The following is a 26,032-nucleotide window of genomic DNA, read 5'->3' on the forward strand; positions in this document are numbered from 1 at the left end:
CCTATATTACACGGCGCTATCTCGGTAGATATGGAAACGCCCCGCCTGCGACTGGCAGACGGGGCGTATATTCAAAAGGCTAGATGGCGAAAGATCAGATTTCGCTCTGCGAGGTCACGACGCGAGAGACGAGACCATAGGCGACGGCATCTTCAGCCGAGAGCCAGTAATCGCGGTCGATATCCTTGGCGATCTTTTCTTCCGACTGGCCGGTTGCCTTCGAGAAGATCTTGATGAGGCGTTCGTTCATCTTGATGATTTCGCGTGCCTGGATCTCGATGTCCGAAGCCATGCCGCGCGTGCCGCCGGACGGCTGGTGCAGCAGGAAGCGGGTGTTCGGCAGGCAGATGCGACGTTCCTTCGGAGCCGCGGCATAGATAAGCGCACCAGCCGAGGCAACCCAACCCGTGCCGATCATCCAGACCTTCGGCTTGATGAACTTGATCATGTCGTGGATGGAATCGCCGGATTCGACGTGACCGCCGGGCGAATTCACATAGATACGAATATCTTCGTCATTGGCGGCTGAAAGCGCCACGAGCTGGGTGCTAACCTTCTGCGCCAGTTCCTGCGTGATCGGCCCATAGATGAAGATCGAACGCGACTTGAAAAGGTTCGCCTCCGTTTCCTTGCCGAGCGGCAGTTCCTTCGTCTTGTCGTCCTGTTCTTCTTCGTCGTTCATTCGAACCTCTCTCACGTCTAATGCGGTTCCTCGCACATAGTGCGACTCAATGCGTAAAACAATGCGGGAAAAAGAGGAAGCAGGAAGCGGTGAAGATATTCTTATGACAAACGGACGATATCATCGCATCCTCTAAAAAGACCGGGAGAAACGCAAAATGACCTCCTCCTTTCTGCGTGCTGCCATCAGCAACAATGCATTCTGGTGCGATGCCGTCTGCAAGGCGCTGAGCTCGCCCGGTGAGTTTACGGCCACACTCTGGTTTCATCGTCGAGGCACGCCGCCCTTCTATCCCGATGCCGTAACGCTGACGGAGGCCGACGGCGAACAAACGGAGACGATCGCGACGCTGATCAATAGCGAGAAACGGGACTGGGCGATAAAGGACAGCTATGCGGCCCTCGATCTTGCGCCGCTCGGCTTCAAGCTCTTGTTCGAAGCTGAATGGATCGGCATGCGCATGCCAGTCTCAACGACGTCCCCAATCACCTGGCGGCGCGTGGAAAGCGCTGCTGACCTTGCGCGATGGGAGGCGGAATGGGGCAAGGCGAACGGCCCGGTAACGCAGAAGATCTTTACCGAACCACTACTCCACGATCCCGAAATCGCCTTTCTGCTCGGCTTCGAACACGGCCAACCGGTCGGGGGCGGCATCCTCAATCACCACGCCGGCGTCGTCGGCCATTCGAACCTGTTTGCCGAGGGCCGGCACGGTGAAACCATCCGCCGTGGGCTGATTGCGCAGGCGGCCGAGCTCTATCCGCGAGAACCGCTTGTCGGTTACGAACGCGGCGACGAGCTGGACGAAGCGCTGCGCGTGGGCTTCGAACTTCTGGGGCCGCTGCGCATCTGGCTGAAGGAGGCCTGAGCTTACTGAAATGTAAGTTGCCAAGGCTTTGAAATGCCCTAATCGCTTCCTAACTCAGCCTTAGCGGCCCATCCGCCGAATGTTAAAGCCGCAGAACTTTAGAGGAGACAGGACATGTCACCGGAAGAACGCCAATTGCTGACCGCCCTCTTCGATCGCGTGCGCACCGCCGCCGCCACGCCGCGCGATCCGGAAGCCGAAACGCTGATATCAGAAGCGACCCGTGCGCAACCCTCCGCCACTTACTATCTGGCGCAGGCCGTCATCGTGCAGGAAAAGGGCCTGGAAGCTGCCGCCAATCACATCAAGGAGCTTGAAGAGCGTGTCCGGCAGTTCGAAGCGGGCGAAACCGATCACCGCCGGGCCGAACAAGGCGGCTTTCTGAGCTCCATCTTCGGCAACACGCAGACGCAACAACCGGCGCCTGCTCCCGGCCCATGGGGTGGCGCTCCGAGAGACAGTTACGAGCAGCCACGCGGCTACGACAACACCCGCCAGGTGCCGCAGCAACCGTCAGGCCCCTGGAGCCAGCAGGCCTATGCACCGTCCGCCGGCGGCAGCTTCTTGCGCGGCGCCCTCGGCACGGCAGCCGGCGTTGCCGGCGGCATGCTGCTTGCCAATTCGCTCAGTGGCATTTTCGGCAACCACATGTCGTCACTCGGCTTGGGTTCACCTTTCGGCGGCGCCAATCCCTTCGGCAATGCGAGCGCGCCCACCGAGGAAACCGTTATCAACAATTACTACGGCGACAACAATAAGGCCGACGACAACCAAGCCGACAATAACGACAATATCCAGCAGGCCGATTACGACGACAACGACGATTTTACAGATGACTCCGGCGACGACACGACAGATGTCTAGGATTTAGCTGTAAGGAAAGAGCGGCAGTTGGTTTCAATTGCCGCACCGTTTCCCGGCCCTTCGCCTTAAGCTTAGGGCGTTCGCCGTTACAATCGATTCAGAGCAATTCCAGAAAAAGTGCCAAGCGGTTTTTCGTCCGGAATTGCGAAGAACAAAGCAGTGCATCGATTGCTCGGGCTGCGCCCGACCATGGCTCACCCACGCCCACGATAGGTCGCAACGCCCTGATCCGGCAGCCACACACCTTCCGGCGGCTTGCCTGTCTGCCAGAAGACGTCGATTGGAATGCCGCCGCGCGGATACCAGTACGCGCCGATGCGCAACCATTTCGGATCGAGAAGCTCGACGATCCGCTTGGCGATATAGATCGAGCAATCCTCGTGAAAGGCGCCGTGATTGCGGAAGGAATGCAGGAAGAGCTTCAGCGACTTCGATTCCACCAGGAATTCGTTCGGAATGTAATCGATGACGATATGGGCGAAATCCGGCTGTCCGGTCATTGGGCAGAGCGACGTGAATTCCGGCGCGGTGAAGCGCACGACATAGTCGGTTCCGGCATGATTGGACGGCACTTTTTCCAGAACCGCCTCTTCGGGACTCCTGGCGGTTTCCGTCTGCTGGCCCAGCATCGAAAGGCTGGAAACGTCTGTATTGGGCATTACGCCTCCTTGATCACTTTGACGCGGATGCCATGGGCCTTTTCGCCCTCCGGCTCCACGTGAATGGCAATTGTCGAGCCCGAATGCGCGGCCCGAATGGCATCTTCAAGGCGATCGCAAATATCATGCGCTTCCCGCACAGTCATCTTGGCGGGCACGACGAGATGGAAATCGACGAAGGTCACCGACCCGGCGCGCCGCGTCTTCAGGTCATGCACGCCGATCGAGCCTGCCGCATGGGTGGCAATCGCCTGCTTGATCGCCTCTTCCTCCTGCGGTTCGACCGCCTGATCCATCAGCCCACCGATCGACTGCGAGATCACCTTCCAGCCCTGATAGAGGATGTTGAGCGCGACGAGAATCGCGAGAATGGGATCGAAGATCGCATAGCCGGTTGCAAGCGCCAGAAGCAGGCCGACGAGAACGCCGACGGAAGTGACCACATCCGACATGATGTGCTGCCCGTCCGCCGTCAGTGCCGCAGAGCGATGCTTGCGCCCCGTGCGGATCAAAAGCCGCGCCCAGACGGCATTGATGACACCGGCCGCGAAGTTGATCGAAAGACCGAGCACCGGTGCCTCGAGCATGCGCGGATCTGCGAGATGGTTCACGGCCTCCTGCACGATCAGCAGCGCGGCGACGACGATCATCACCCCTTCGGTGACGGCGGAAAGATATTCCGCCTTATGGTGGCCGAAGGGATGGTCGTGGTCGGCGGGCTTCTGCGCGTAGCGGATGACGAAAAAGGCGATGAAGGCCGCCACGACATTGACGAAGGATTCCAGCCCGTCCGAGAGCAGCGCCACGGAGCCCGTCACCCACCAGGCGACCATCTTGAGCCCTAGAACGCCGAGCGACAGGGGAATGCCCCAGAACGCAAGTTTCCGAACCGTGAGATTGCCTTCTTCGTTCATATCATCCCCCTGCGGATGCGAATGAATTGCAGCATTTAAGCCATTGAAACGCAAAACCGCCCGCGCGGGAATCGCGCAGGCGGCCAATGCGGGTGATATGGGCAATCAGGCCCAAAATGTCAAAGGTTTTGACAGGACAAAGGCGACGTCATCTCCATGTGAACGGCCCCAACCCGCTTGTGCAATTGACGATAAATACATAAGCAGTTATATAACTTGTTATGTAACAAGAATAGAGAACATGCCTTGGTCGAAGATGTCGTGAAATCGCTGGGCTACCTTTGCCTCGGCAGCCGCTTCCGCCGGATCGGCGAACGTCTGCAGGCCGACACGCAACAGGTGATCGAGGAACTGGGCGTCTCGATCCAGGCCGCGCAATATCCCTTCCTCGGCGCCATCGACAGGCTCGGCCCGCTTACCATCGGGGAATTGGCGCAGGCAGTGGGCATCACCCAGCCCGGCGCGACGCGCACCGCCTCCCAACTCATGGGGCTGGGATTCCTTGGTATGCAACCATCTGCCGAAGATCAGCGGCGCAGAGTCGTTTCGCTGACACCAAAAGGACAGGAACTCGTTGACTATTCGAAGCAACAGGTCTGGCCGCTCATCGCAGCCGCCGTTGCCGATCTCTGCCGGGATCTCGACGGCCCGCTGCTCGAGCAGCTTGCCGCGATGGAGGACGGGCTCGCCGAATCACCGCTGATCCGCCGCGTTAGATCGCCGTGCGTCCATTCGGACGCACAAAGGACGCTCTAATTTTTTGAATCTACACATCAGGCTTTCCGAAAATCGGTCCCGATTTTCGGGCCGATGCTGTAGCGCCGTACAGGAGAAGACACCATGAGCCATATTCTCGACCGACCGATCTGGAACGCGCTGCAAACAGCGCATGCCGAGCTTGCCGAAGGCGGCGAATACGCGATGCGCTACCCGCCCTCGATCGTCCCCTTCGCAGCGACCGCCGATGATAGCCGCGAAAGCCTCGAAGCACTCGAAAACCTCCCCGCCGCTGATGAGGTCATGGCGATTGTCGAAGCCGGACCCGTCACCATCCCGCAGGGACTGACGGTCGTCTCCGAGGGAAAGCTGGTACAGATGATCGCCGAGCGGCCTTACGAGCGTATTTCCGACAGCCGGCTGCAGCCGCTGAGCCCCAACGATGCGGATGAGATGCTGGCCCTCGCCATGCTGACCAAACCCGGGCCCTTCACACTTGGTGCTCAAAAACTTGGCACCTTCTGGGGCGTCAAGATCGACGGCCGGCTTGTCGCCATGGCCGGGCAGCGCCTGCGACATCCCGGATTTGGCGAGCTCAGCGGACTTTGCACCCATCCTGATTTTCAGGGGCAAGGCCTCGGCACCCTGCTCTTCCGCTTCGTCGCCGGCGAAATTTCCGCCAGGGGGGACACCGTCTTCCTTCATGCCTATTACACCAACACTTCAGCCATAACGCTCTACAAGGCACTCGGCTTCAAGCTGCGCTCGGAAATGAACCTGCGCGTCGTCAAGCGCAACGCATAAGCTGACCAAAACGCCGCAGGCTCACGCTTTTGCCCATTTGCGCCATGATAGCGTCCCAATTGCATGGTGTTGACGGCCCTGCAGTCAATTGGGGACCGCGCAGACATGCATTGGATCAATCGTTACATCGACCAACCGTTGCTCGACGGTGCGGCCAGTTCCTTGCGGGCCTGGCATATCCGAACCGGCCTTTCGCCGGAACGGCTGGAGCCGCTCTGGAACATTGCCGTGACAGGCTTTCTGTTCTTTACCGCCGGACACTTCCTCACGGGACCGGCCCTGCTTCTGTGTTACGGCGGTCTCGTGATGCTGACCCTCCCCTCGGTCTGGATGCTCTTCACGTCCAGTCGCAAGACAGACAGCTATAACGTCGCCGCCTACAAGAAGCTGAGAACCAGGGCTTTCATGAAACGCGAGGCGGAATGGGCCGTGCGGCTCGCCATCCTCTTCACCGCCATCGGCCTTCCCTTCGTCTCACGCTCGGATGATCCGACGGCCGCCTATTTCATGATCGGCGCCAGCCTCTGGTTCGTGCTGACCGGCCCGGCGAGATCCTATCTGGCAGCAGCAGAACCGCCCATGCCACGCGATGGAGACCGCTCCTTCAATACCGATCTGCAATTCGGCTGAGCAGATTTAAATCAGCACACAATTCAATTGTCGCAGCGACAATGGAACGAACGGCTCACGCTTCCGTTATATTGCCAGCAACCGACAAAGGAGATCGCGATGCTGTACTATGCTCTGGTATTTCTCGTCGTAGCCCTGATTGCAGGCGTCCTTGGATTTGGCGGCATTGCCGGCGCATCCGCTTCGATCGCCCAGGTCCTGTTCTTCATCTTCCTGGTGCTGTTCGTCGTATCCATCGTCGCCCGGCTCATGCGGCGCGTATAGACGAACAAACCAACGCACATAAAAAACCCGCCATTCAGGCGGGTTTTTTATTGCTTATACCTTTGGCATCAGGCCGCCTTGGTCTTGGCCCGGCGGGCAAGGTGCGCCACCACATTCTCGATCATCCGCATGCCGGCATCGCCGCCGAGCGTCATGATCGATTCCGGATGGAACTGCACCGCTGCGATCGGCTCCTTGGCATGCTCGATACCCATGATGGTGCCATCCTCGCTCTCCGCGGTAATAATGAACTCCCGCGGCAGCGTCGAAGGGTCGGCAAAGATCGAGTGATAACGACCGACCGTCACTTCCTTGGCAAGGCCGGAGAACACGATACCCGGCTCCAGTACGCGGATGCGTGACGGTTTGCCATGCATCGGCAGCGCCAGATGACGAAGCTCGCCGCCGTAGGCTTCCGCCAGCGCCTGCAGACCGAGGCAAACACCGAAGATCGGCAGATTGCGCGCGCGCGCCTTCTTGATCGTCGCCTTGCAGTCGAAATCCTTAGGATTGCCGGGACCAGGCGACAGCACGACGAGATCCGGGTTCAGCCGATCGAAAACTTCCTCGGGCACCGGCGTACGAACGGTCGAAACCGTGGCGCCCGTCTGGCGGAAGTAATTCGCCAGCGTGTGAACGAAGCTGTCTTCATGGTCGATCAGCAGGATATTGACGCCCTTGCCGACGGAGGCGACATCGCGCTGGGTCTTGCCGGAATTGCCCGTTTTGGCATCGCGGATTGCGGAAAGCATGGCAGAGGCCTTCAGTTCGGTTTCGGCTTCTTCTTCCTCGGGAATGGAGTCGTTCAGCAATGTCGCGCCGGCGCGCACTTCGGCAATGCCATCCTTGATGCGCACGGTGCGCAGCGTCAGGCCGGTATTCATGTCGCCATTGAAGCCGACCATGCCGATTGCCCCACCATACCACGCGCGCGGGCTCTTCTCATGGGATTCGATAAAACGCATGGCCCAGAGCTTCGGCGCGCCTGTGACGGTGACAGCCCATGCATGGCTGAGGAAGCCGTCGAAGGCATCCATGTCATCCCGCAGGCGACCTTCGATATGGTCGACCGTGTGGATGAGACGCGAATACATTTCGATCTGCCGGCGGCCGATGACCTTGACCGACCCCGGCTCGCAGACGCGGCTCTTGTCGTTGCGATCGACATCCGAGCACATGGTGAGTTCGGATTCGTCCTTCTTGGAATTCAGGAGCTTCAGGATCTGCTCGCTGTCGGCAATCGGATCGTCGCCACGCTTGATCGTGCCGGAGATCGGGCAGGTCTCGATGCGGCGACCGGAAACACGCACAAACATTTCCGGCGAGGCGCCGACCAGATATTCCTGGTTTCCGAGATTGATGAAGAAGGAATAGGGCGACGGATTAATCGCCTTCAATCGCTTGGAAATGTCCGAAGGTTTGCTTTCGCAGCGCTCCATGAACTTCTGGCCGGGCACCACTTCGAAAAGATCGCCCTTGCGGAAGCTCTCCTTCGCCTTGACGACGAGCTCGGCATATTCGCCCGGGCGGTGATCGCTCTTCGGCGGAATGGCATCCGTGCGGATAAACGGCTCGGCAGCGATATCGCCCGCCTTGCCCTCCGTCGTCTTGCCGTCCTTGGCGAAGTCGTAACGATCGACCCACGCCTTGGCGGCGTAGTTGTCGACGACGAGAATTTCGTCCGGCAGGTAGAGCACCATGTCTCGCTGGTCGGAAGGACGCCCCAGCTTCAAGTTGATCGCATCGAACTGGAAAGCGAGATCGTAGCCGAAGGCGCCATAGAAGCCGATGCTGGCATCGGCCTGCGAATAGAAGAGATCGGTGATGGCGCGAAGCACCGTAAACACCGTCGGCATCTTCGAGCGCTCTTCTTCGGTAAAGACGCGGTCCGGCATCTTCACCGTCAGGTCTAGCCTGCGCGCGGTCGATGCGCCGAGTTCGAGTTCGCTGACAGTCTTCAGCCGCTCGACGATAAACTCGAGGATGATCTCACCGCGCTCGTTATAGGCTTCGATCCAGACATTGCGGCCGAAAGAGGAAACACCGAGCGGCGGATCGACGACGGCAGTATCCCAACGCGTATAGCGGCCCGGATATTCGTAGTTCGACGAGAAGACCGCCCCGCGCCGCTCGTCGAGCTTGTCGACATAGGAGGACACCGCATCGGCATAGGGGATGGCCCGCCTCTGCCGGGTGACGGTGATGCCGCCCTTGGTCTCGTAGATTTCCGCACCATCATCCCGCAGGATCGTTACCATAGTTCCACTCCGTTATCGGGCCCGGACGAAAGGCGGCCTTTGAAACAAAAAAGCCGCCTCGAAGTTTCGGGCGGCTCGTTCGTCGTCTTTGGACACGATTGGTCGAGGCCGCCTCAGCGAGCCCACCACCAAACTGCAATGTTCAAGGACTTCTTCATGGGCGAAATTGTTAGCCTGAGATGAAGCCAAGCGCAAGAGGCGATCGGCTCACGAAAAAGGGCGGCCCGAAAGCCGCCCCTACCCCAGCCTTGAACAGGCAATTGTCACTCAGAAGGTCTTGGTAACGGAGATCTTGAAGGTACGGCCCGGCTCCGAATACCATTCCTTCGGCTGCGAAGCGGTTGCACTCAGATTGACCTCGCGAACAGCGAGCGCGTTGTAATACTCCTGATCGAAGATGTTGTAGATCCCGCCCTGGATACGCAGACCCTTGACTTGTTCTGGCGTCCACCATGCGGTCAGATCGACGATGCCGTAGCCGGGCGCATCGAACGACGTCAGAGCATTGTCGTTACCGGTCATCTGCGACGAGAGCGTGGAGGAGAGGTCGAAGCCGTATTCGTCATTGCTCCAGCCGCCGCCGACAATGGCCTTAAACGGCGCGACTGAGCGCAGCCGCTCCTGCGTATCGTCGTTCCGGCCATAGGTATAGGCAAGCGAGGTATGAAGATTGATACCGTTGTCGAACGTCTTGATCACATTCGCTTCGAGACCGGAGATGGAAGCCGAGGATACGTTCGTGTAGGCGAACGTCATGAAGCCGGTGGTGGGATCTCTTGTCGTCACGGTTTCGATGAAGTTCTGATACCGGGTATGGAATGCCGCTACGCGACCCTGCAGACCGCCAGTATCGAAGTTAGCGCCGATCTCAATGCCGCGGCCGATTTCCGGATCCAGGTTTGGATTGCCAAGCTGCGCATAACCCTGCGTCGCGTTGTAGAAGCGGCTGTAGAGTTCATCGACGGTCGGGGCACGGAAGCCGACGGCAAGCTGGGCATAGAGCTGAACATCAGGCGTCAGATCGTAGGTCGCGAGCAACTTCGGCGACATGCCGGCTTCCGTACGATCATAAACCGCACCGAAGCGGGGAAGCGCCGGGTTGCTCTCGAAACCGCCACCCGTCGACGGCCGGTAGTTGAACCAATCGAAGCGGAAGCCGGGCGTTAGCGCGAAGCCGCTATTGCCGATCTCGATCTTGTCTTCGAACGTCACGCCGAGGTTCGTGCTGTCGACATCGGGCACTTCAGACTGGTTGTTGAGTGCCGGGCAGGTTGTCGGCGTTGGGCAAAGCGCCGAACTGTACTGCGTCCATTTCGATACCCCGACGTCGAGGCCGACACGAACGGAGTGGCTGAGGCCGGAATATTCAAAGTCCTTCGTCGCCGTACCGCTAAAGCCCCAGGTTTCGTTTTCTACGCTGTTATTGCGGCCAGAAACGACATTGGCTGCGGTCCGGCCCTGGCTGCCGGATTCCTTTTTCAGATCCTGCCAGTAGAGGGTGGCTCTGGCAGTGCTGAAGAATGCATCGGAAGACTGCGCCTCGTAATCATAATCCAGTGAAACACGGTCACGGTCGCGCAGTTCCCGACCGTCATAGTTACCGACGAGATAGCTGCGGATCGGAGGCGTGCCCTGCAGGTCCCGCAGATCGGTCTTCAGGTCGCGCCGGAAGCGTTCAGCCGTCAAACCGATGCGATGGCCGCCTTCGAGATCCTGACGCACCTTGAACAGCAGGTTGTGCTGGTCGAAATCGGCCGGATCCGGCTCGGTCCTCGGCTTGCCGTAGACGTCGATGTCGCCCTTGCTGTCACGCTCATGGCCCTTGCGATAGGCACCCTGGAAAAGGATCGACGTGTTGCCGACCCTTTTGGCGGCAGCAGCGGAGCCGGCAATGCTGCGGTCTTCGCTGTCATAGGTCGACTTGACGATCGCACCCCAGTCGCGATCTTCCGGGATCAGGTCTTCCGGCTCGAGCGTATTGAGAACGAAGGCACCGCCGAGCATGCCCGAACCGCCCTTGCTCGAATCCGCTCCACGCACGATGTCGAGAGAGGAGAGCGAGTCGAAATCGAAAGTATCGCCGCCGCCATTGGCGTTGCTGGTCGCAAAGGCGCCCTGACGCGAACTGTTGGAAACATAGGGGATCGGGATGCCATCGATCGTCGTCAGGATACGCGGGCCGGAGAGGCCACGCAGATTGAAACCGGCATCGGCGCGCGAATAATTCACGGTTGCATCGACGCTGCGGCCGATATCGTCGTAATTCGTGACCTGCTTCTTTTCCAGTTCCTTCTTGTCGATCTGGGTTGCAAGCGGCGTGTCGGCAACACTGCCGGGGGCCGCACGATTTCCCTTGACGACGATTTTCTGAAGAACGGTTGCGCCTTCGGCATTCGTGGCCGGCGTGGTCGCCGGAGCGCTCTGAGCGAAAGACTGTGAAACGGGAAGAACAAGTGCGGCTGCTGTGCAGACCATTAGAACCGAGCGCCAATGCCGGACGATCATAACCTACCCTCAAATGAAAATTACCGGGCTGGCTGTCGTGGCGTTTCAGACGCTCGAGGGGCTGGCTAGGCTTGCGGACGACTGCGGAGATTTCCGCCTTCTTTTTGCCGCATAAAAAACATGAGTATTATTGTCAATATATTCCGCCGATTTATGTTGAATAATAACGTCAAGTTTTAAGGATCTCAGGAAACGTTGCGCAATTGCAACGAATTCGCCGTTCTTGCGTTTCCCCTCCGCTCGATCAACGGGAAACGACGTGTGAGAGAATTTCGGAAGATGGCGGTCATTCTGGCCGCACTCGCCCTGCTCCCCGGCGCAAGACTGCCGCGAACCGGCCCGGTCCCTCAGGCAAAGCCAGAAGCAGCAATCGAAGCGCCTGCGGCCCCTCAGCCAGAAAAGAAACAGGAAGAAGAGCAGGTTCCCAAGCCTCAGCCCGAACCTGCGCCTGCGCAAAACCCCGAAACACCGCCGGCCGCCTCCGAGGTTCCGACACCGCAGCCCAAACCGAGCGAGACCCCGGCCGCGCCAGCCGGCGAAAAATTTGGTCCACCCTCTCCCACACCGGAAGACCGGGCGAAGCCCCCGACTGAACAGACGCTCGAAGAGCAGCATCTGACCATCGAACCGGAAAGCGACGCGGACCATGCCGAATGCACTAGAGAATTGCAGAGCCTCGGCGTCGTCTTCCGCGAGACACCCCGCATCGACGACGGCAACGGCTGCGGCATCGACAAGCCGATCATCGTCTCCCAAGCGCTGCCCGGCATCACGCTGAAGCCTGAAGCCACACTACGCTGCCCGACGGCACTGGCGCTCGCACGATGGATGAAGGGAAGCGTCATTCCCACAGCCTCGGTCGCCTTGCCGGAAAGCGGCGATATCACCACCATCAATCAGGCTTCCGCCTACATTTGCCGCCTGCGCAACGGCGCCGACACCGGCAAGATCTCCGAACATGCCCGCGGCAATGCCATCGATATCGCAAGCTTCAGCTTCAAGAAGGGTGAGGATGTTGCCGTCCGCTCGCGCCGCGAGGATTCGACGCTGACAGGGGCATTCCAGCGCACCGTCAGCGCCGCAGGCTGCCTCTATTTCAACACCGTGCTCGATCCCGAGAGCGATGCTGCCCACGAAACCCACTTCCATCTCGATGTGATCGAGAGAAAGGGCGGCTTTCGTTACTGTCACTGAAATACGAGACAGATCAACGGTTTGATCGCGAGATCGGAATCCGGTTGCGAAAGCCTTGAATCGGCTTGTGAAGTGGCGGCGGCCTAGAATAGTCCTTCGATATAACCCTGATCATTGAGGTAAATCCGCTCCGCCGACGGCGACTTCGGCAGACCGGGCATCGTCATGATCTCGCCGGTGATGACCACGACGAAACCGGCGCCGGCTGACAAGCGCACCTCGCGCACCGTTACGATATGCCCCTCGGGCGCACCGCGCAGGTTCGGATCGGTGGAGAAGGAATATTGCGTCTTCGCCATGCAGACCGGCAGGTTACCGTAGCCCTGTTCCTCCCAGGCTGCTAGCTGGTCGCGTACAGCCTTGTCAGCCGTCACCTCGCCGGCGTGATAGATCTTCGAGGCGACGATCTCGATCTTTTCGAGCAGCGGGAGGTCGTCGCCATAGAGCGGCTCGAACTTCGCCTGTCCGGATTCGGCAAGCTCCACAACCTTATAGGCGAGGTCCTCGATGCCTTCAGACCCTTCCGCCCAATGACGGCAGAGGATGGCTTCCGCTCCGTGACGCGCGACGAAATCTTTGACGGCAGCGATTTCCGCATCCGTATCCGAGGTGAAATGGTTGATCGCAACGACGACAGGCACGCCGAACCGGCGCACATTGGCGATATGGCGGCCAAGGTTGGAGCAGCCGCGAACCAGCGCCTGAACATTCTCCGCGCCGAGATCGTCCTTCTTCACGCCGCCGTTCATCTTCAGCGCCCGGACTGTCGCCACGATCACGGCAGCACTCGGCTTCAACCCTGCCTTTCGGCACTTGATGTTGAAGAATTTCTCTGCGCCGAGATCGGCCCCGAAGCCCGCTTCCGTCACGACATATTCGCCGAGCTTCAGCGCGGTCTTCGTCGCAATCACCGAATTGCAGCCGTGAGCAATATTGGCGAAAGGACCGCCGTGAACGAAGGCAGGATTGTTCTCCAGGGTCTGCACGAGGTTCGGCTGCATGGCGTCTTTCAGGAGCACGGCCATGGCCCCATCCGCCTTGAGATCGCGGGCATAAACCGGCGTCTTGTCGAAGCGATAGCCGATGATGATATCGCCAAGGCGACGTTCCAAATCCCTGAGATCGGTCGCAAGGCAGAGAATTGCCATCACTTCAGAGGCGACGGTGATATCGAAGCCGTTCTGCCGCGGAAAGCCGTTGGAAACCCCACCGAGTGAAGACACCATGCTGCGTAGCGCCCGGTCGTTCATATCCATCACCCGCCGCCATGTGATACGGCGCAGGTCGATATTCTCTTCGTTGCCCCAGTAGATATGATTGTCGATCATCGCCGCGAGCAGATTGTGTGCCGAGGTGATCGCGTGGAAATCGCCCGTGAAATGCAGGTTGATGTCTTCCATCGGCACGACCTGGGCATATCCGCCACCTGCCGCCCCGCCCTTCACACCGAAGCAGGGACCAAGCGAGGCCTCGCGCACGCAGACGATCGCCTTCTTGCCTATGCGGTTCAGCCCGTCGCCGAGACCGACGGTGGTCGTCGTCTTGCCCTCGCCCGCCGGCGTTGGGTTGATGGCGGTAACAAGGATCAGCTTGCCGTCCTTTTTGCCCTCTTGGGCGGCGATGAACTCGGCACTGATCTTAGCCTTGTCGTGACCATAGGGAACAAGCTGTTCCGGGGGGATGCCAAGCGTGGCGCCGATTTCGAAAATCGGCTTCTTCGTCGCCGCGCGTGCGATTTCGATATCGGATTTGATGGCAGCCATGGATCGTGTCCTCATTCTCTCAGCACAACGGACTCGGCGTTTATTTCAATCGGATAGCGAAATATCCCGAACCTGTGAATAGTACTGCGCCTTGCAGTCCGCCTATTCCATTGTTTATTAGGGGCCAACGATTCTGAGATTTACGGGGTAGACCATGAAATCACTCGAACTTCTGGTCGAGCGCATCATTCTTTCCAGCCGCTGGCTGCTGGTGGTCTTCTATATCGGCCTTGTGCTTGCGTTGGCCGTTTATGCCGTATCTTTCGCCTTCAAGTTCCTGAAGGTCGCAGGAAGCGTATTCGAGCTCGGCGAGGCGGAAATGATCCTCGCCATGCTCGGGCTTATCGATGCGGCACTCGTCGCAAGCCTCATCGTCATGGTGATGATCTCCGGCTACGAGAATTTCGTCAGCCGTTTCGACGAGGCCGAAAAGGAAGGCGAAGTCTCCTTCCTCGGCAAGCTCGATTCCGGCAGCCTGAAGATCAAGGTCGCCTCCTCGATCGTCGCCATCTCCTCCATCCACCTCCTGCAGGTCTTCCTCAACGTCGATCAATATACCGACGGCAGGATCATGTGGCTGACCCTCATGCATCTCGCTTTTGTCGTCTCGGCAGTCATGCTCGGCTTCCTCGAGAAGCTGATGAGCGTGACCTCGAAGAATGATTTGAAGGACAAGGCGTAAGGCGGCGTCAAGCCGGACACATCCGGCGAACGAGAGCCGCACAAAGCAAAAGTGCCGTATCGCGGCGGCGCATCTTTTCGGATATCGGCATCAATTGACCGTGGCCGCAACCGGAACAGTTTCCACACCGGATCTCCTGGGGCACCGGACGCTTTCCTTCGCGTTCGGTCCGCAGAGATGAAGGCCCGGCTCTTCATCGTAGGGAATCACACCATCGATGATGTCAAGCTTGAGCGCCTGAGGTGGATATATATCGTCTCTCCCGAATGACGGCGTTATCATCATCGTGTCGAATGTCTCGGGACTGATGCCCATCTCGCTGAAATAGGCAATGAATTTTCCGCGCTCGGTCTCCGTAAGCTCGATCGCCGGCTGGCTGAGGCCAAGAGCAGAAGTCTTTCCGACGAACCGCAACTCTCCGCCCATGAAGGCAAGCGTGCAGCTCGAAAAGCAGTACGCACCGCCGGCAAAGACCTCACCTTCGGTCGGCCCGTTTTTGGCCATACTCGCAGTGCAACGCGGATCCTGCATCGGACAATTCGGCAAGCGCGTTCTACCAATCGACGTATCGAGACCTGCGGCGCGGATCATACGCCCCATCGCGAAAGCAGCATCTCTGTCGCCGCCATAGGACTGAAAGACGACGGGCAGCTTTTTTTCTCCGAGCGTCTTCAAGACCGCGTCCAGCTGAGCCGGCGTATCCGGGGTGATGTCCCCATCCGCAGAAATCCACTGCGTACACTCGTCCTGGCAATTGCCATCGTACATCACGAGAAAGTCCATAGGATGGGTTTTAGGCAGACCGCCGCTTGTGTATACGGTCGCACGCTTCACCGGTGCCTCCGCCACAGGCGCCGGCGCTACAGCCACCTCGGCCGCAGGATGGCGATAGCAGGCGGCGCTCGCCGCGGCGTCTTTGGTACAGAGCGGCATACCGGGCCACTCACTGAATGTCAGCACACCCGTGAGAAGACCCATTCGAACTGCGTCTTCAGGCGGTATGACTGCGATGCTTGCAGGGGTGGTCGCCATCATCAGATCAACCAGATCACCACTGACGCCCATTTCTTTCAAATAGCCCGTCAGGGCAGCGGTGGCTTTCTTGCCCAGCTTGGTGGAACTGCGCTGCCCAGCTGGCTTTCGTCCAACCTCCTTGCGGGAGACTTCCGTCTTCTTACCGTTCACCATTTTGTATTCGATCCGGTAAGAGACACGCACCTTCTGATAGATGGTCGTGATCTGGTGGATGCCGATATAGGCCCACTGCGACGAGGCGCGCGACGTGCCACCAGCCAGCACCAGAGGACACGCCGAATAGCAGAACGCACCATCCGAATAAGTGTCCCCGAGCGAAGTGCCATCCTTTGCGATAGCAGCAGCGCAGCGCCTATCGTCATCGGGGCAATCCTTAAGCTGCGTCCCGCCGACTGCCGTTTCAAGACCAGCCTTGCGGATCATCCGGCCCATCGCATAGGCGGCATCGACTTCGCCGCCCTCCGAGCGGAGGACGACAGGTACTTTCCGGTCGCCGATCTTCTTGAGAAATTTTCTCAACCGCGCTGGCGTATCTGACGTTATACGCCCCTCCGCCGATATCCATTCAGGACAGTCTTCCAGACAGGAGAGGCTGTGCACGAGAATGAAATCCATCGGGGGTTGCCCCGCCTGTTTCTGCTTGGCTGCTTCGGAGGCAGTAGCTCCGATCGGCAAGTTCAAAAGGAACAAAATAAGTAATGATCGGAAGGATAGGCACTTCACCAAAAAAGAAACTGCAAAGCGCACGATTAGATCGCCTTAGTTGCACCTGACCATACGCTTAGCAATTGGATTAAACGGCAGCAAGCGGGATTCCGAGGACTTGCCGCCGCCTTATTACTTTATTCGCCCATCGCAATCAGGCTGGCATTGCCGCCTGCGGCAGCCGTGTTCACCGAGATCACCTGCTCCAGCGCAAAACGCAGCAGATAGGCGGGCCCGCCGGCCTTGAAGCCGGTGCCGGATAAACCTGAGCCGCCGAAGGGCTGGGTGCCGACGACGGCGCCGATCATGTTACGGTTCACATAGACATTGCCAGTATCGAGCGCATCGGTGACGGTGCGGATCGTGGATTCGATGCGGCTGTGAACGCCAAGCGTCAGGCCGTAGCCGGAGGCCTGGATATCCTGCAGCACCCTGGGCAATTCCTTCGCCTTCCATCTCACGATGTGCAGCACCGGCCCGAAGACTTCCTTGGTCAGTGCCGCAGGCTTGTCGAGCTCGATGATATGCGGCGCGAAGAAGCTTCCGCCATCAGGCGCCTTGCCGGCATAGCGAACCTTCTGCGTTTTCTGCATGTCGGCGATATGGGCTTCCAACATCGCCTTCTGCTTCTCGTCGATGATCGGGCCGACATCGGTCGTTTCCAATGCGGGATCGCCAAGCTGCAGTTCGCGCGCAGCACCTTCGATCATCTGCGTCATGTGCTCGGCCACGTCCTCCTGCAGGAAGAGCAGGCGAAGTGCAGAGCACCGCTGACCGGCAGAGCGGAAGGCTGAGAGGACCACGTCATCGGCCACCTGTTCGCCGAGCGCGGTTGCATCGACCACCATGGCGTTGAGACCGCCGGTTTCGGCGATCAGCGGCACGATCGGCCCATCCTTGGCAGCAAGCGCTCGGTTGATCGCCCATGCCGTCTTCGTCGAACCGGTGAAGGCAACGCCGGCAAGCGCTGCATGCGCCGTGATAGCGGCACCGACGTCGGGACCGCCAGGCACGAAGAGCAGCGCATCTTCCGGCACGCCGGCCTTGTGGAACAGCTTCACTGCTTCATAGGCGATCAGCGGCGTCTGCGGTGCAGGCTTTGCAAGCACGGCATTGCCGGAAACGAGTGCGGCCGAAACCTGCCCAAGGAAGATCGCCAACGGAAAGTTCCAGGGCGAGATGCAGGTAAAAACCCCGCGGCCGCGCCATAGATACCGATTATCCTCTCCAGTCGGCCCCGGCATCTTGGTCGCTGTGCCGAAGAGCCGCCGCGCCTCGCTGGCGTAATAGCGGCAGAAATCCACCGCCTCGCGTATTTCCGCAATGCCGTCGTCGAGCGTCTTGCCGGCTTCTGCGGCCAGGAGCACAAGCAGCCTGTCGCGATTTTCTTCCATAAGGTCGGCCATGCGCTCCAGCGCAGATGCACGTTCTTCGACCGGACGGCGCGACCATGCTTTGTAGCCTTTAGCGGCAACGGCAAAGGCCTTGTCGATATCGGCAACGGTGGCATTGCGAACCGAGCCGACGGTCCTGGAGCGATCGGACGGTGAAAGGACGGGCGCTTCCGAAGCGCTGGCAGCCACGCCCGGAATGAGGGGCGCGGCCGCGATGGCGGGAAGCCCCTTCCGGATCGCCTCCATCAGCTTTTCAAGCGTCGCCCGATGGCCGAATTCCAGTCCGGCGCTGTTCTTCCGCTTGCCGTAAAGCTGCAGCGGCATCGGGATCCTGCTGTTGCGCGCACTGGCGCCGACATCGAATTGCAATTTGTCCGCCGGACGCTCCAGCAATGCCTTGATCGGCACATTCTTGTCGCCGGCCATAGCAACGAAGGAGGAATTGGCGCCGTTTTCGAGAAGACGGCGGACAAGATAGGCGAGCAGATCGCGGTAGCCTCCAACAGGCGCATAGATCCGGCAGGCGATCCGGTCGTTGGTATCAAGCAGATGATTGTAGAGGCTCTCGCCCATACCATGCAGGCGCTGGAACTCGAAGCCGGAACGATCATTGCCGGCAAGCTCCAGAATGGTGGAAACCGTCAGTGCATTATGGGTGGCAAATTGCGGGAAAATACGCGCCCGCTTGGCGAGCATGTGCTGCGCGCAGGCGAGATAGGAAAGGTCTGTCGCCTGCTTGCGCGTCCAGACCGGATAATCGTCAAGCCCGCGTTCCTGCGCCCGCTTGACCTCGGTATCCCAGTAGGCGCCCTTGACGAGGCGCACCATCATGCGGCGGCCAAGCTTTGCGCAGAGTTCATCAACATAATCGATCACGGCGACCGCGCGCTTCTGATAGGCCTGGATTGCAAGGCCAAAACCATCCCAGCCGGCAAGCGACGGATCGGAAAAGACCGCGGCGATCACGTCGAGCGAAAGCTCCAGCCGGTCGGCTTCTTCGGCATCGATGGTGAAATTGAGCTGATGTGCCTTAGCCATCTGCGCAAGCTTCAGGAGGTCGGGCACGAGTTCCCTCATCACGCGATCGCGGTGAGTGGCGAGATAGCGCGGATGCAGCGCCGAAAGCTTGACGGAAATACCCATGCGATCGGGCAAATCCTTGCCCTTGGCGTTCTTCGCCATCCAGCCGCCGATCGCTTCGATCGCCATGGCGTAGGATTGCCAATAACGTTTGGCATCTTCGGCCGTCCGTGCGCCCTCGCCCAGCATGTCGAAGGAATGGCGATAGCCCTTCTCCTCGCTCTTGGCCGCGCGGTTGAGAGCGTCCTTGATGGTTTCGCCGAGCACGAAGTGATGGCCAAGGAAGCGCATGGCCTGCTTGGTGGCATTGCGAACGGTCGGCAGGCCCATGCGTTTGACAAGGCCGCGAAGCACGCCCTCGGGCGTCTCACCGGGGCGGATGATGCGGGCTGAAACGCCGAGCGCCCAGGCGGATGCCGAGACAAACCAGCTGTCGGCCTTGCCCTCATGCTCGCTCCAGCCGCCTTCCTTCAGCTTGTCCTCGATCAGCTTGTCCTGCGTCAACGCGTCGGGCACGCGTAGCAGCGCTTCGGCAAGCACCATCAGCGCCAGACCCTCCTTGGTGGAAAGCCCGTATTCCCTGAGGAAATCCTCCACGCCGCCGATCGATCCCGAATTGCTGCGGATCGCCTCGATCATGCCCCCGGCACGCTTGTCGATCGCAACATCCTGGGAGGCCGAAAAGCGCAAGCCTTCGGCGAAACCATGCAGCAGGCGATCATCGTCACCGGCAAATGGAGCGTTGAACGGGGCAAAAGGCGTGGAAATCTGGGTCGGCATGAAGTGTTCTCCGTGATTTCGGCAACATAGCTGTTCATTCGTGGTGTTTTTCACTAAACTGAGGCCGACCAACACGATCTTCGCCTACCGACCGCCTGAAAGGCCGCGAAAAATGAAAGAGCTCGACCGTCTCGATCGCAAGATTCTGCGTGCGCTGCAGAAGGAAGGACGACTTTCCAACATAGAGCTCGCCGAACGCGTCAACCTGTCTCCCACGGCCACTGCCGAGCGCGTCAAGCGGCTAACCCGAGACGGTTATATCACGGGCTATATGGCAATCCTTTCGCCGGAAAAACTCGGCCGCAACCTCCTCGTTTTCGTACAGGTAAAACTTGACCGTACCACGCCTGACGTTTTCGATGCCTTTGCTGCGGCAGTAAAACGCAGCGACGACGTCATGGAATGTCATATGGTCGCAGGAGGCTTCGACTATCTTGTGAAGGCGCGCATGGCGGGGATGGAGGCTTATCGCCAATTCCTCTCGGAGGTGATTCTTTCCCTCCCCGGCGTACGCGAAACACACACCTATGCGGTCATGGAGGAGGTAAAAGGCACAGCCCTTCTACCCGTATAGCTCGAAAATCAACTTAAGCGCGTTTTTCATCTGGTTAATTTTTCACAAAATGAATTAATCAGCGTGTGCTAAGTCAATTAGGGCTAGCATCCAGGCGGATTTATGTATTTGATAGCGGTAACATAGGGACTTGCGGGGGCATATAATGTCTTACATGACTACCTCTGAAAGGCAGTCATTACTATCGAGCGAACTGGCAGTGGCGCGCACGCGCGGCCTGTTCGCACAAGCGCTTGGAAGGGTGGCAGCGGCATTCGGTTTTGAGCACGCCACCCTGCTGAACGCGCCGACGATAGAAGATTTGCTGCTCAAGCCGCTGATCATCGAGAGCTCGCTGCCGGTTTCCTACATCAGGGATTTCGATCGCGCGCATATGCTGCGCGCCTGTCCCTTTGCCGCACGCATGAGGGAATCAGCCGTACCGCAGGTATGGCATCTTAACGATCCCGGCCATGCCCAGTCTTTCCCTGCCGGCACCAGAAACTTGATGCTGCAGCACGGCATGAGCGCCGGCATTGCCATGCCGATCAATTCGGCCGATGGACAGCGCCTCGTCTTCTGGTTTGGCGGCGAACGTGCATCCCTCGGCCAGAGCGAGATCAACGAACTCGCGATGATCGTTCTCCACGCCGTCGATACCTACAACAGCGTCAAGCGCAATGAGGAGAGCCCCCATAGCGCGCTCTCGGCCCGCGAGCTTGAGGTCGTGCGATGGACAGCGCAGGGCAAGACCTCGATCGAGATCGGCCAGATCCTGGCGCTCTCGGATCACACGGTAAATGCCTATATGACCAACGCAATTAAAAAACTCGATTGCGTCAACCGCACCCAGTTGGTAGCAAAAGCCATCCGATTGAAGCTGATCAACTGAGGAATCAGAAGAGAATCAGCGCGCCATCCCGAATTAGGGGGAAACCGTGCCTCTTCGTTTCGAACAGTCAGCCGTCGAACATCGGCTGCAATCCCGTGCCCACATCGGAATTACCGATGCAGAAGCGCTGACCATGTTCGCTGCCTACCGCCTCTTCGGCTTCTGGCGGATGAACCTCGAGACCGGGCATTTCTTCGCCAGCGAAGACGTACACCAGATCTTCGATCTTCCTTACAGCGAAGGTCCGGTCAACCTGACCGAACTCATGTCGCGCATCCATGCGGAAGACCGGCTGCTGATTGCCGAAACCTTCGAGCAGGCAAGCCTCTACCGGGTCGGCTTCCACTATGTCTATCGCGTCGACAACGGGCTCGGCGGCTACAAGATGGTGCGCTCCGTCGGCAAGTTCCGCGACGACGCCAGCGGCGGCGGTATCGTCGGTATCACCTATGAATTCGTCGAGAAGCTGCGCATCCTTGGCTTCGAGGACGGCGGCACTCCGGCTTAACGGTCCAGCACCGAGCGGATTTCAACCAGGTTCGATCGCACTCTCAGCATATAAAAGCCCATCGTGGCGAGATGGCTCGGCATGATCCAGCCATCCTCCCGTCCGTTGGAAATGATTGCCGGCTGGATGCGAAGTGCTGCCTGGAATTGCCGTGTCGTGCCGGCCCAGATCGCCCCGAGGTTTCGCTCCGACACAACCTGAGAGAAATCAGACTGTGCGGCCGTCAGAATCGCGTAATAAGCGTAGAGCTGCCCGTAGGCGAACCAGAATCGATCGTCCGCCCGCGTGTCGAACCAGCCGCGATTATGGTTTTCCGAGCGCTCCGCCAGCATGTCGGAGGTGCTGCCGAGATCGTTGGCGATGCGGTCGATGAACTGCATCAGGTTGTCCGCGCGACCGTCGAAAACTGCGTTGCAGGCGGCGAGATCAGTATTGAACTTGCGCAAGTCTTTGATGGCGGTGCGATAATAGGCAGGCGTCGGCGTCTTCAGTCCGAAGGGATCGAGCCCGAAATACCAGCTGTGTTCATCGAACTGCAGATTGCCGCGCGCGGTCTGCAGATCGTTGTTGATGCCGGACGTGCCGCGCACGCGCCCGAGCGTGTCGACAAGCTCCGCCGAAGTTCGCCGGACCGCCTGGTTGATGCCGCGCTGGAAGGATGCCTTGTTGTCGAGGAAGGGCGTGTGATCCCAGTCCATGCCGAACAGGCCCATCTTGTAGAGCACCATCGACGATATCCAGGCATTCTGGTTGACGTTGAAGTCCGTCAGATCGGCCGCGACATCGACGATCGCCGAGCGCTGGCAGGTCTTGGTGGCAGTGCCGTCGGCCGCCGGAATTTCCTGTCCTGCCGGCACCTTGCGATCCGAAAGGCGATATTGATCGACGAAGTTCGTATTGAAATTCGACCAGGCCTGCGTCTGCCAGATGAAATAGCCGTAGAGGACGACGAGAAGCGCGAGAAACGCGATGATCGGCAGCCGGATCATCCAGGTCCGCCGCGCATACCATCCGTGCGCGGCCATGAGTGGCCAGATCGCCCAGGCAGCGAAAAGGCGAACCCAGCGGCTGATCGTCTGGCCGATCAGTCTGAAAAAACCGGCAATCCGGTCGAGCATCGTCGTCTCCTGTCAGGCGGCGAAAACAGGGATATCCTTTCCATCCACATATGCGCTCGATCGCCCAAGTACAACAACAGACAAGGATATTTCGGCCAAACGGTGCGCGAGCCAGACGCGACAGATCGGATACGCCTTCCCTCGCCGCCCCGTCAGGAGCGCAGCGAACGGAGGAATCCGAGGCCGAACATCGGAGATTTTCGCACCACATCGATCAGCGGCGCCTCCGAGGGCTCCTCGGCATAGGCGGGAAATTTCCGGGCAAATTCCTGATCTGCACGGCTCTTTCGCTGGACCAGATCCTGAGGCACCAGCATGCCCTTTTCGAAAAGCGCGATGGATGCGGCGATATTCGGGAAAAGCTCCGGCTTGATCCTCACCTTCATGCCCGGACGGTCGGTATCGACCTGTGCCTGATAGATGATAAGCCGCTCCTCGGTATCGACCGAAAGCTTGCGGATGAGCACGTTGCAGCCGGCGACACGGCCGTTCAGCCTGTCGACGAAGGCCTGGAACATGCCGATGAAGCGTTCGCGTCGCTGGCTCTCGTCGCGCATCGCATGTTCCTCGACGGAAATGCGCTCGGCCTCCGCCTTCAACGCCAGACGCTCCGCCTCCATCTGCTCCCAGTGCGCCTTGTTGCCATAGACGCCGATGCGCCCCTGCGTGTTCAATGCCTTGGCGTTGAGCTCCTTCATCCGCATCCGCGCAATGTCGATCTCGTCAACAAGCCGCCGCCGATGCTCGACAATGTCGATGAGGCTCAATTCGGCGCTCTTGTGACGCTCGACAAGGGACAGCCTCTCGCCTTTAAGCAGCGTCGCCAGCAGATCGGATTTCGTCAGAAGATCGAGCAGTTGTTCCACGACCGGCGCCTCGCGCACCCGCGCGCTATGCATGCGCCACATGCGCTGTCGGGAAAACCATCCGGCCATCTTTTCACGCCGCGTCAGCCCGCGAAAACTGTCGAGATCGGCCGAAACCTTGGCCGTCAGCCGGTCCAGGGAGAAGACGAGTTCCGCAAGCAGCACATCGAGCGTGGCACTGTCGTTTAAGAAGGCCTGGAAGCGCGCATTCTGCTCCAGGAAAATCTCGTCGGATGAGCGCGACTCGTCACCATCGAAACTTGTGATGCAGGCGGCGCAATAGTCGGCTTCGCCGGCCATGGCCTCGGCAAGGTCACGGGCAGCATCATACTGGCTATCGAAGGGCGGGCTCTTGCGCACCGGGCACTCCCATGGAATCTCCGTCTTCCAGACTATTCACTTGCCGCGCTAAAGAAAACAGGCGTCGATCCGTTCAGACCGGCTCGGCAATCCATTCGCCGTTCATTGCATCATCCCAATGGCGGCGGCAGAGCGAAACATATTTCTCGTTCCCCCCGACATCGATCTGCGCGCCCTCGTGCAGCACCTTGCCCTCGGCATCGAGCCGCACGACCATGGTGGCCTTGCGCCCGCAATGGCAGATGGTACGCACCTCCCTCATCTCGTCGGCAATCGCCAGCAGCTCCTGCGAGGCCGGGAAGAGCTTGCCCTGGAAATCCGTTCTCAGGCCGTAGACCATCACGGGAATGCCGAGCCTGTCGACGACGCGGGCAAGCTGCCAGATATGATCGCGCGTCATGAAATGCGCTTCATCGACGAAGACGCAGGAGATCGCCTGTCCTTCGCTGCTGAGTTTCCGGACCAGCGCATAGAGATCGCTGTCGCTTTCGAAGGGGATGGCCTCCGCTTCGAGCCCGATACGCGAACCGATGATGCCCCGCCCCACCCGATCGTCGAAGGCCGCGATCAAGAGAACCGTGCGCATGCCGCGCTCCTGGTAATTGTAGGAGGCCTGCAGCAGCATGGTCGACTTGCCGGCATTCATCGTCGAGTAGTTGAAATAGAGTTTTGCCATCGGATTCTCCTTATCTGGCTTCTTGAAAGCTGGAGAACGCAAAGAAAAGCCCCGACAAATCGATAATCACAGGAAATCCTGGTGGCGAAATCGCCAAAGGCCTTGAAATTCAAGCTTTCCCAAAAAACGCTGAGGCGTCGCAATCATATAGTCCGGAACGCCGCAAACGCGCCGAGATCGCTTGTAAAACTGGTCTATTGATGGTTGGCTTGGGAACGTAAGACTGGGAGTCTAAAATGAAAACAACAAGCGCATTCAAACTCATTACCGCAACTGCAGTCGCAGCTCTCTCCGTTGCGACCGCCGCCTTCTCCGCAGACCCTGAAAGCTGCTCCACCGTCCATCTTTCGGATATCGGCTGGACGGACGTCACGTCGACTACGGCGACCGCCTCCCTGCTCCTCAAGAAGCTTGGTTATGAGACCGACATCAAGGTTCTCTCCTTGCCGGTCACCTATACCTCGATGAAGAACAAGGACATCGACGTGTTCCTCGGCAACTGGATGCAGTCCCAGAAGGCAGATATCCAGCCCTACCTCGACGACAAGTCGGTCGAATCTTACGGTCCGAACCTCGTCGGCGCCAAGTACACGCTGGCAACCAATGCCAAGGGCGCCGAACTCGGTATCAAGGACTTCAAGGATATCGCTGCCCACAAGAGTGATCTCGACGGCAAGATCTACGGTATCGAGCCCGGCAATGACGGCAACCGCCACGTCATCGACATGATCGACAAGAACACCTTCGGCATGAAGGAAATGGAACTGGTCGAATCCTCCGAGCAGGGCATGCTGGCGCAGGTCGCCCGCGCCGAGAAGGAAGGCAAGCCCGTCGTCTTCCTCGGCTGGGAACCGCATCCGATGAACACCAACTTCAAGATGACCTATCTGTCGGGTGGCGACGACACGTTCGGACCGAATTTCGGCGGCGCCGAAGTCTATACCAACGTGCGTGCCGGCTATCTCGATGAGTGCCCGAACGTCGGGACGCTGGTCAATAATCTGAAGTTCTCCCTGAAGATGGAGAACGAGATCATGAACAAGATCCTGAACGACGGTGAAGATCCGGAAAAGGCAGCGGGCGAATGGCTGAAGGCCAATCCGTCCACGGTTGATCCCTGGCTTGCCGGCGTCAAGACGCGCGATGGCAGCAGCGATGGCCTCGCAGCCGTCAAGTCCGGCCTCGGCCTCTGATGAAATGAACGGGGCGGATCTGCCGCCCCGTTTTCGTTTTCATCCCGATCTTCGTTCTTAAAAGACAG

Annotated in this window: 23 protein-coding genes; 12 read left to right on the forward strand and 11 right to left on the reverse strand. The window is 59.1% G+C overall.

All coding sequences use genetic code 11. The features are described from left to right. Positions 1 to 94: 94 nt before the first annotated feature. Positions 95 to 682: an ATP-dependent Clp protease proteolytic subunit gene (locus AB4Z13_RS24430; RefSeq protein WP_113321993.1), complete on the reverse strand. Its 588-nt coding sequence runs from the start codon at positions 680 to 682 to the stop codon at positions 95 to 97. Positions 683 to 839: 157 nt separating this feature from the next. On the opposite strand from AB4Z13_RS24430, the gene AB4Z13_RS24435 reads away from it, so the two are divergent. Beyond that, positions 840 to 1,550, forward strand: a complete 711-nt coding sequence (locus tag AB4Z13_RS24435; RefSeq protein WP_113321992.1) for a hypothetical protein — start codon at positions 840 to 842, stop codon at positions 1,548 to 1,550. A gap of 114 nt (positions 1,551 to 1,664) precedes the next feature. Further along, the gene (locus AB4Z13_RS24440) at positions 1,665 to 2,414 is read left to right on the forward strand and encodes a DUF2076 domain-containing protein (RefSeq protein ID WP_442207000.1); all 750 of its coding nucleotides are present in this window, start codon (positions 1,665 to 1,667) and stop codon (positions 2,412 to 2,414) included. 194 nt (positions 2,415 to 2,608) lie between these two features. On the opposite strand, the gene queF is transcribed toward AB4Z13_RS24440, so the two are convergent. After that, positions 2,609 to 3,073, reverse strand: coding sequence for a preQ(1) synthase (queF, locus tag AB4Z13_RS24445; RefSeq protein WP_007824496.1), 465 nt, complete (start codon positions 3,071 to 3,073; stop codon positions 2,609 to 2,611). Then, positions 3,073 to 3,987: a CDF family cation efflux transporter EmfA gene (gene emfA / locus AB4Z13_RS24450; protein ID WP_113321990.1), complete on the reverse strand. Its 915-nt coding sequence runs from the start codon at positions 3,985 to 3,987 to the stop codon at positions 3,073 to 3,075. Before emfA ends, queF begins: the two co-directional genes overlap by 1 nt. A gap of 246 nt (positions 3,988 to 4,233) precedes the next feature. Here emfA and AB4Z13_RS24455 point away from each other — a divergent pair, with 246 nt between their 5' ends. The 4 genes from AB4Z13_RS24455 (at position 4,234) to AB4Z13_RS24470 (ending at position 6,402) form a co-directional block, all read left to right on the forward strand. Further along, positions 4,234 to 4,743: a MarR family transcriptional regulator gene (locus AB4Z13_RS24455; protein WP_113321989.1), complete on the forward strand. Its 510-nt coding sequence runs from the start codon at positions 4,234 to 4,236 to the stop codon at positions 4,741 to 4,743. A gap of 84 nt (positions 4,744 to 4,827) precedes the next feature. Beyond that, positions 4,828 to 5,508: a GNAT family N-acetyltransferase gene (locus AB4Z13_RS24460; RefSeq protein WP_442207001.1), complete on the forward strand. Its 681-nt coding sequence runs from the start codon at positions 4,828 to 4,830 to the stop codon at positions 5,506 to 5,508. A gap of 105 nt (positions 5,509 to 5,613) precedes the next feature. Then, positions 5,614 to 6,138: a hypothetical protein gene (locus AB4Z13_RS24465; RefSeq protein ID WP_113322023.1), complete on the forward strand. Its 525-nt coding sequence runs from the start codon at positions 5,614 to 5,616 to the stop codon at positions 6,136 to 6,138. A gap of 99 nt (positions 6,139 to 6,237) precedes the next feature. Continuing rightward, positions 6,238 to 6,402, forward strand: a complete 165-nt coding sequence (locus AB4Z13_RS24470; protein ID WP_007824505.1) for a DUF1328 domain-containing protein — start codon at positions 6,238 to 6,240, stop codon at positions 6,400 to 6,402. 68 nt (positions 6,403 to 6,470) lie between these two features. Here AB4Z13_RS24470 and AB4Z13_RS24475 read toward each other — a convergent pair whose 3' ends face one another. Both AB4Z13_RS24475 and AB4Z13_RS24480 read right to left on the reverse strand, forming a co-directional pair. After that, positions 6,471 to 8,660: an anthranilate synthase gene (locus AB4Z13_RS24475; RefSeq protein WP_442207002.1), complete on the reverse strand. Its 2,190-nt coding sequence runs from the start codon at positions 8,658 to 8,660 to the stop codon at positions 6,471 to 6,473. 267 nt (positions 8,661 to 8,927) lie between these two features. Then, entirely contained in the window at positions 8,928 to 11,165 is a 2,238-nt protein-coding gene (locus tag AB4Z13_RS24480) for a TonB-dependent hemoglobin/transferrin/lactoferrin family receptor (RefSeq protein WP_442207003.1), read from the reverse strand. A 279-nt stretch (positions 11,166 to 11,444) separates the two neighbouring features. Between AB4Z13_RS24480 and AB4Z13_RS24485 the strand changes: the two genes are divergently transcribed. Next, a complete protein-coding gene (locus tag AB4Z13_RS24485; RefSeq protein ID WP_442207057.1) occupies positions 11,445 to 12,359 on the forward strand; it encodes an extensin family protein in 915 nt (304 codons plus the stop codon). 83 nt (positions 12,360 to 12,442) lie between these two features. Here the strand turns inward: AB4Z13_RS24485 and AB4Z13_RS24490 are convergent, their stop codons facing one another. Beyond that, positions 12,443 to 14,122 (reverse strand): formate--tetrahydrofolate ligase, encoded by a 1,680-nt coding sequence (locus AB4Z13_RS24490; protein WP_007824517.1) that lies wholly within the window; start codon positions 14,120 to 14,122, stop codon positions 12,443 to 12,445. A gap of 154 nt (positions 14,123 to 14,276) precedes the next feature. On the opposite strand from AB4Z13_RS24490, the gene AB4Z13_RS24495 reads away from it, so the two are divergent. After that, positions 14,277 to 14,804 (forward strand): TIGR00645 family protein, encoded by a 528-nt coding sequence (locus AB4Z13_RS24495; protein WP_007824518.1) that lies wholly within the window; start codon positions 14,277 to 14,279, stop codon positions 14,802 to 14,804. A 90-nt stretch (positions 14,805 to 14,894) separates the two neighbouring features. Here AB4Z13_RS24495 and AB4Z13_RS24500 read toward each other — a convergent pair whose 3' ends face one another. Continuing rightward, positions 14,895 to 16,586, reverse strand: coding sequence for a hypothetical protein (locus AB4Z13_RS24500; protein WP_442207004.1), 1,692 nt, complete (start codon positions 16,584 to 16,586; stop codon positions 14,895 to 14,897). Positions 16,587 to 16,681: 95 nt separating this feature from the next. Continuing rightward, positions 16,682 to 19,798 (reverse strand): bifunctional proline dehydrogenase/L-glutamate gamma-semialdehyde dehydrogenase PutA, encoded by a 3,117-nt coding sequence (putA, locus tag AB4Z13_RS24505; protein ID WP_442207005.1) that lies wholly within the window; start codon positions 19,796 to 19,798, stop codon positions 16,682 to 16,684. A gap of 112 nt (positions 19,799 to 19,910) precedes the next feature. Between putA and AB4Z13_RS24510 the strand changes: the two genes are divergently transcribed. The 3 genes from AB4Z13_RS24510 (at position 19,911) to AB4Z13_RS24520 (ending at position 21,751) form a co-directional block, all read left to right on the forward strand. Continuing rightward, on the forward strand, positions 19,911 to 20,372 hold the full coding sequence (locus AB4Z13_RS24510; RefSeq protein WP_007824522.1) for an Lrp/AsnC ligand binding domain-containing protein: 462 nt from the start codon (positions 19,911 to 19,913) through the stop codon (positions 20,370 to 20,372). Between the two features lie 145 nt (positions 20,373 to 20,517). Beyond that, a complete protein-coding gene (locus AB4Z13_RS24515) occupies positions 20,518 to 21,243 on the forward strand; it encodes a helix-turn-helix transcriptional regulator (RefSeq protein ID WP_113321982.1) in 726 nt (241 codons plus the stop codon). 46 nt (positions 21,244 to 21,289) lie between these two features. Beyond that, positions 21,290 to 21,751 carry a diguanylate cyclase gene (locus tag AB4Z13_RS24520; protein WP_113321981.1) on the forward strand — a complete coding sequence of 154 codons (462 nt, stop codon included), beginning with the start codon at positions 21,290 to 21,292 and terminating at the stop codon, positions 21,749 to 21,751. Here the strand turns inward: AB4Z13_RS24520 and AB4Z13_RS24525 are convergent. The 3 genes from AB4Z13_RS24525 to AB4Z13_RS24535 all read right to left on the reverse strand — a co-directional run bounded on the left by AB4Z13_RS24525 (position 21,748) and on the right by AB4Z13_RS24535 (position 24,771). Further along, positions 21,748 to 22,869, reverse strand: coding sequence for a DUF2333 family protein (locus AB4Z13_RS24525; RefSeq protein ID WP_442207006.1), 1,122 nt, complete (start codon positions 22,867 to 22,869; stop codon positions 21,748 to 21,750). The two genes, AB4Z13_RS24520 and AB4Z13_RS24525, sit on opposite strands and share 4 nt — an antisense overlap. A 152-nt stretch (positions 22,870 to 23,021) precedes the next feature. Next, complete coding sequence (locus tag AB4Z13_RS24530) at positions 23,022 to 24,095, reverse strand: hypothetical protein (protein WP_442207007.1); 1,074 nt, start codon at positions 24,093 to 24,095, stop codon at positions 23,022 to 23,024. A gap of 73 nt (positions 24,096 to 24,168) precedes the next feature. After that, entirely contained in the window at positions 24,169 to 24,771 is a 603-nt protein-coding gene (locus AB4Z13_RS24535; RefSeq protein ID WP_113321978.1) for a thymidine kinase, read from the reverse strand. Between the two features lie 236 nt (positions 24,772 to 25,007). On the opposite strand from AB4Z13_RS24535, the gene AB4Z13_RS24540 reads away from it, so the two are divergent. Then, complete coding sequence (locus AB4Z13_RS24540; RefSeq protein WP_442207008.1) at positions 25,008 to 25,964, forward strand: choline ABC transporter substrate-binding protein; 957 nt, start codon at positions 25,008 to 25,010, stop codon at positions 25,962 to 25,964. Positions 25,965 to 26,032: the final 68 nt, after the last annotated feature.

Source organism: Rhizobium sp. YAF28 (assembly GCF_052113285.1).
Classification (GTDB): Bacteria; Pseudomonadota; Alphaproteobacteria; order Rhizobiales; family Rhizobiaceae; genus Rhizobium.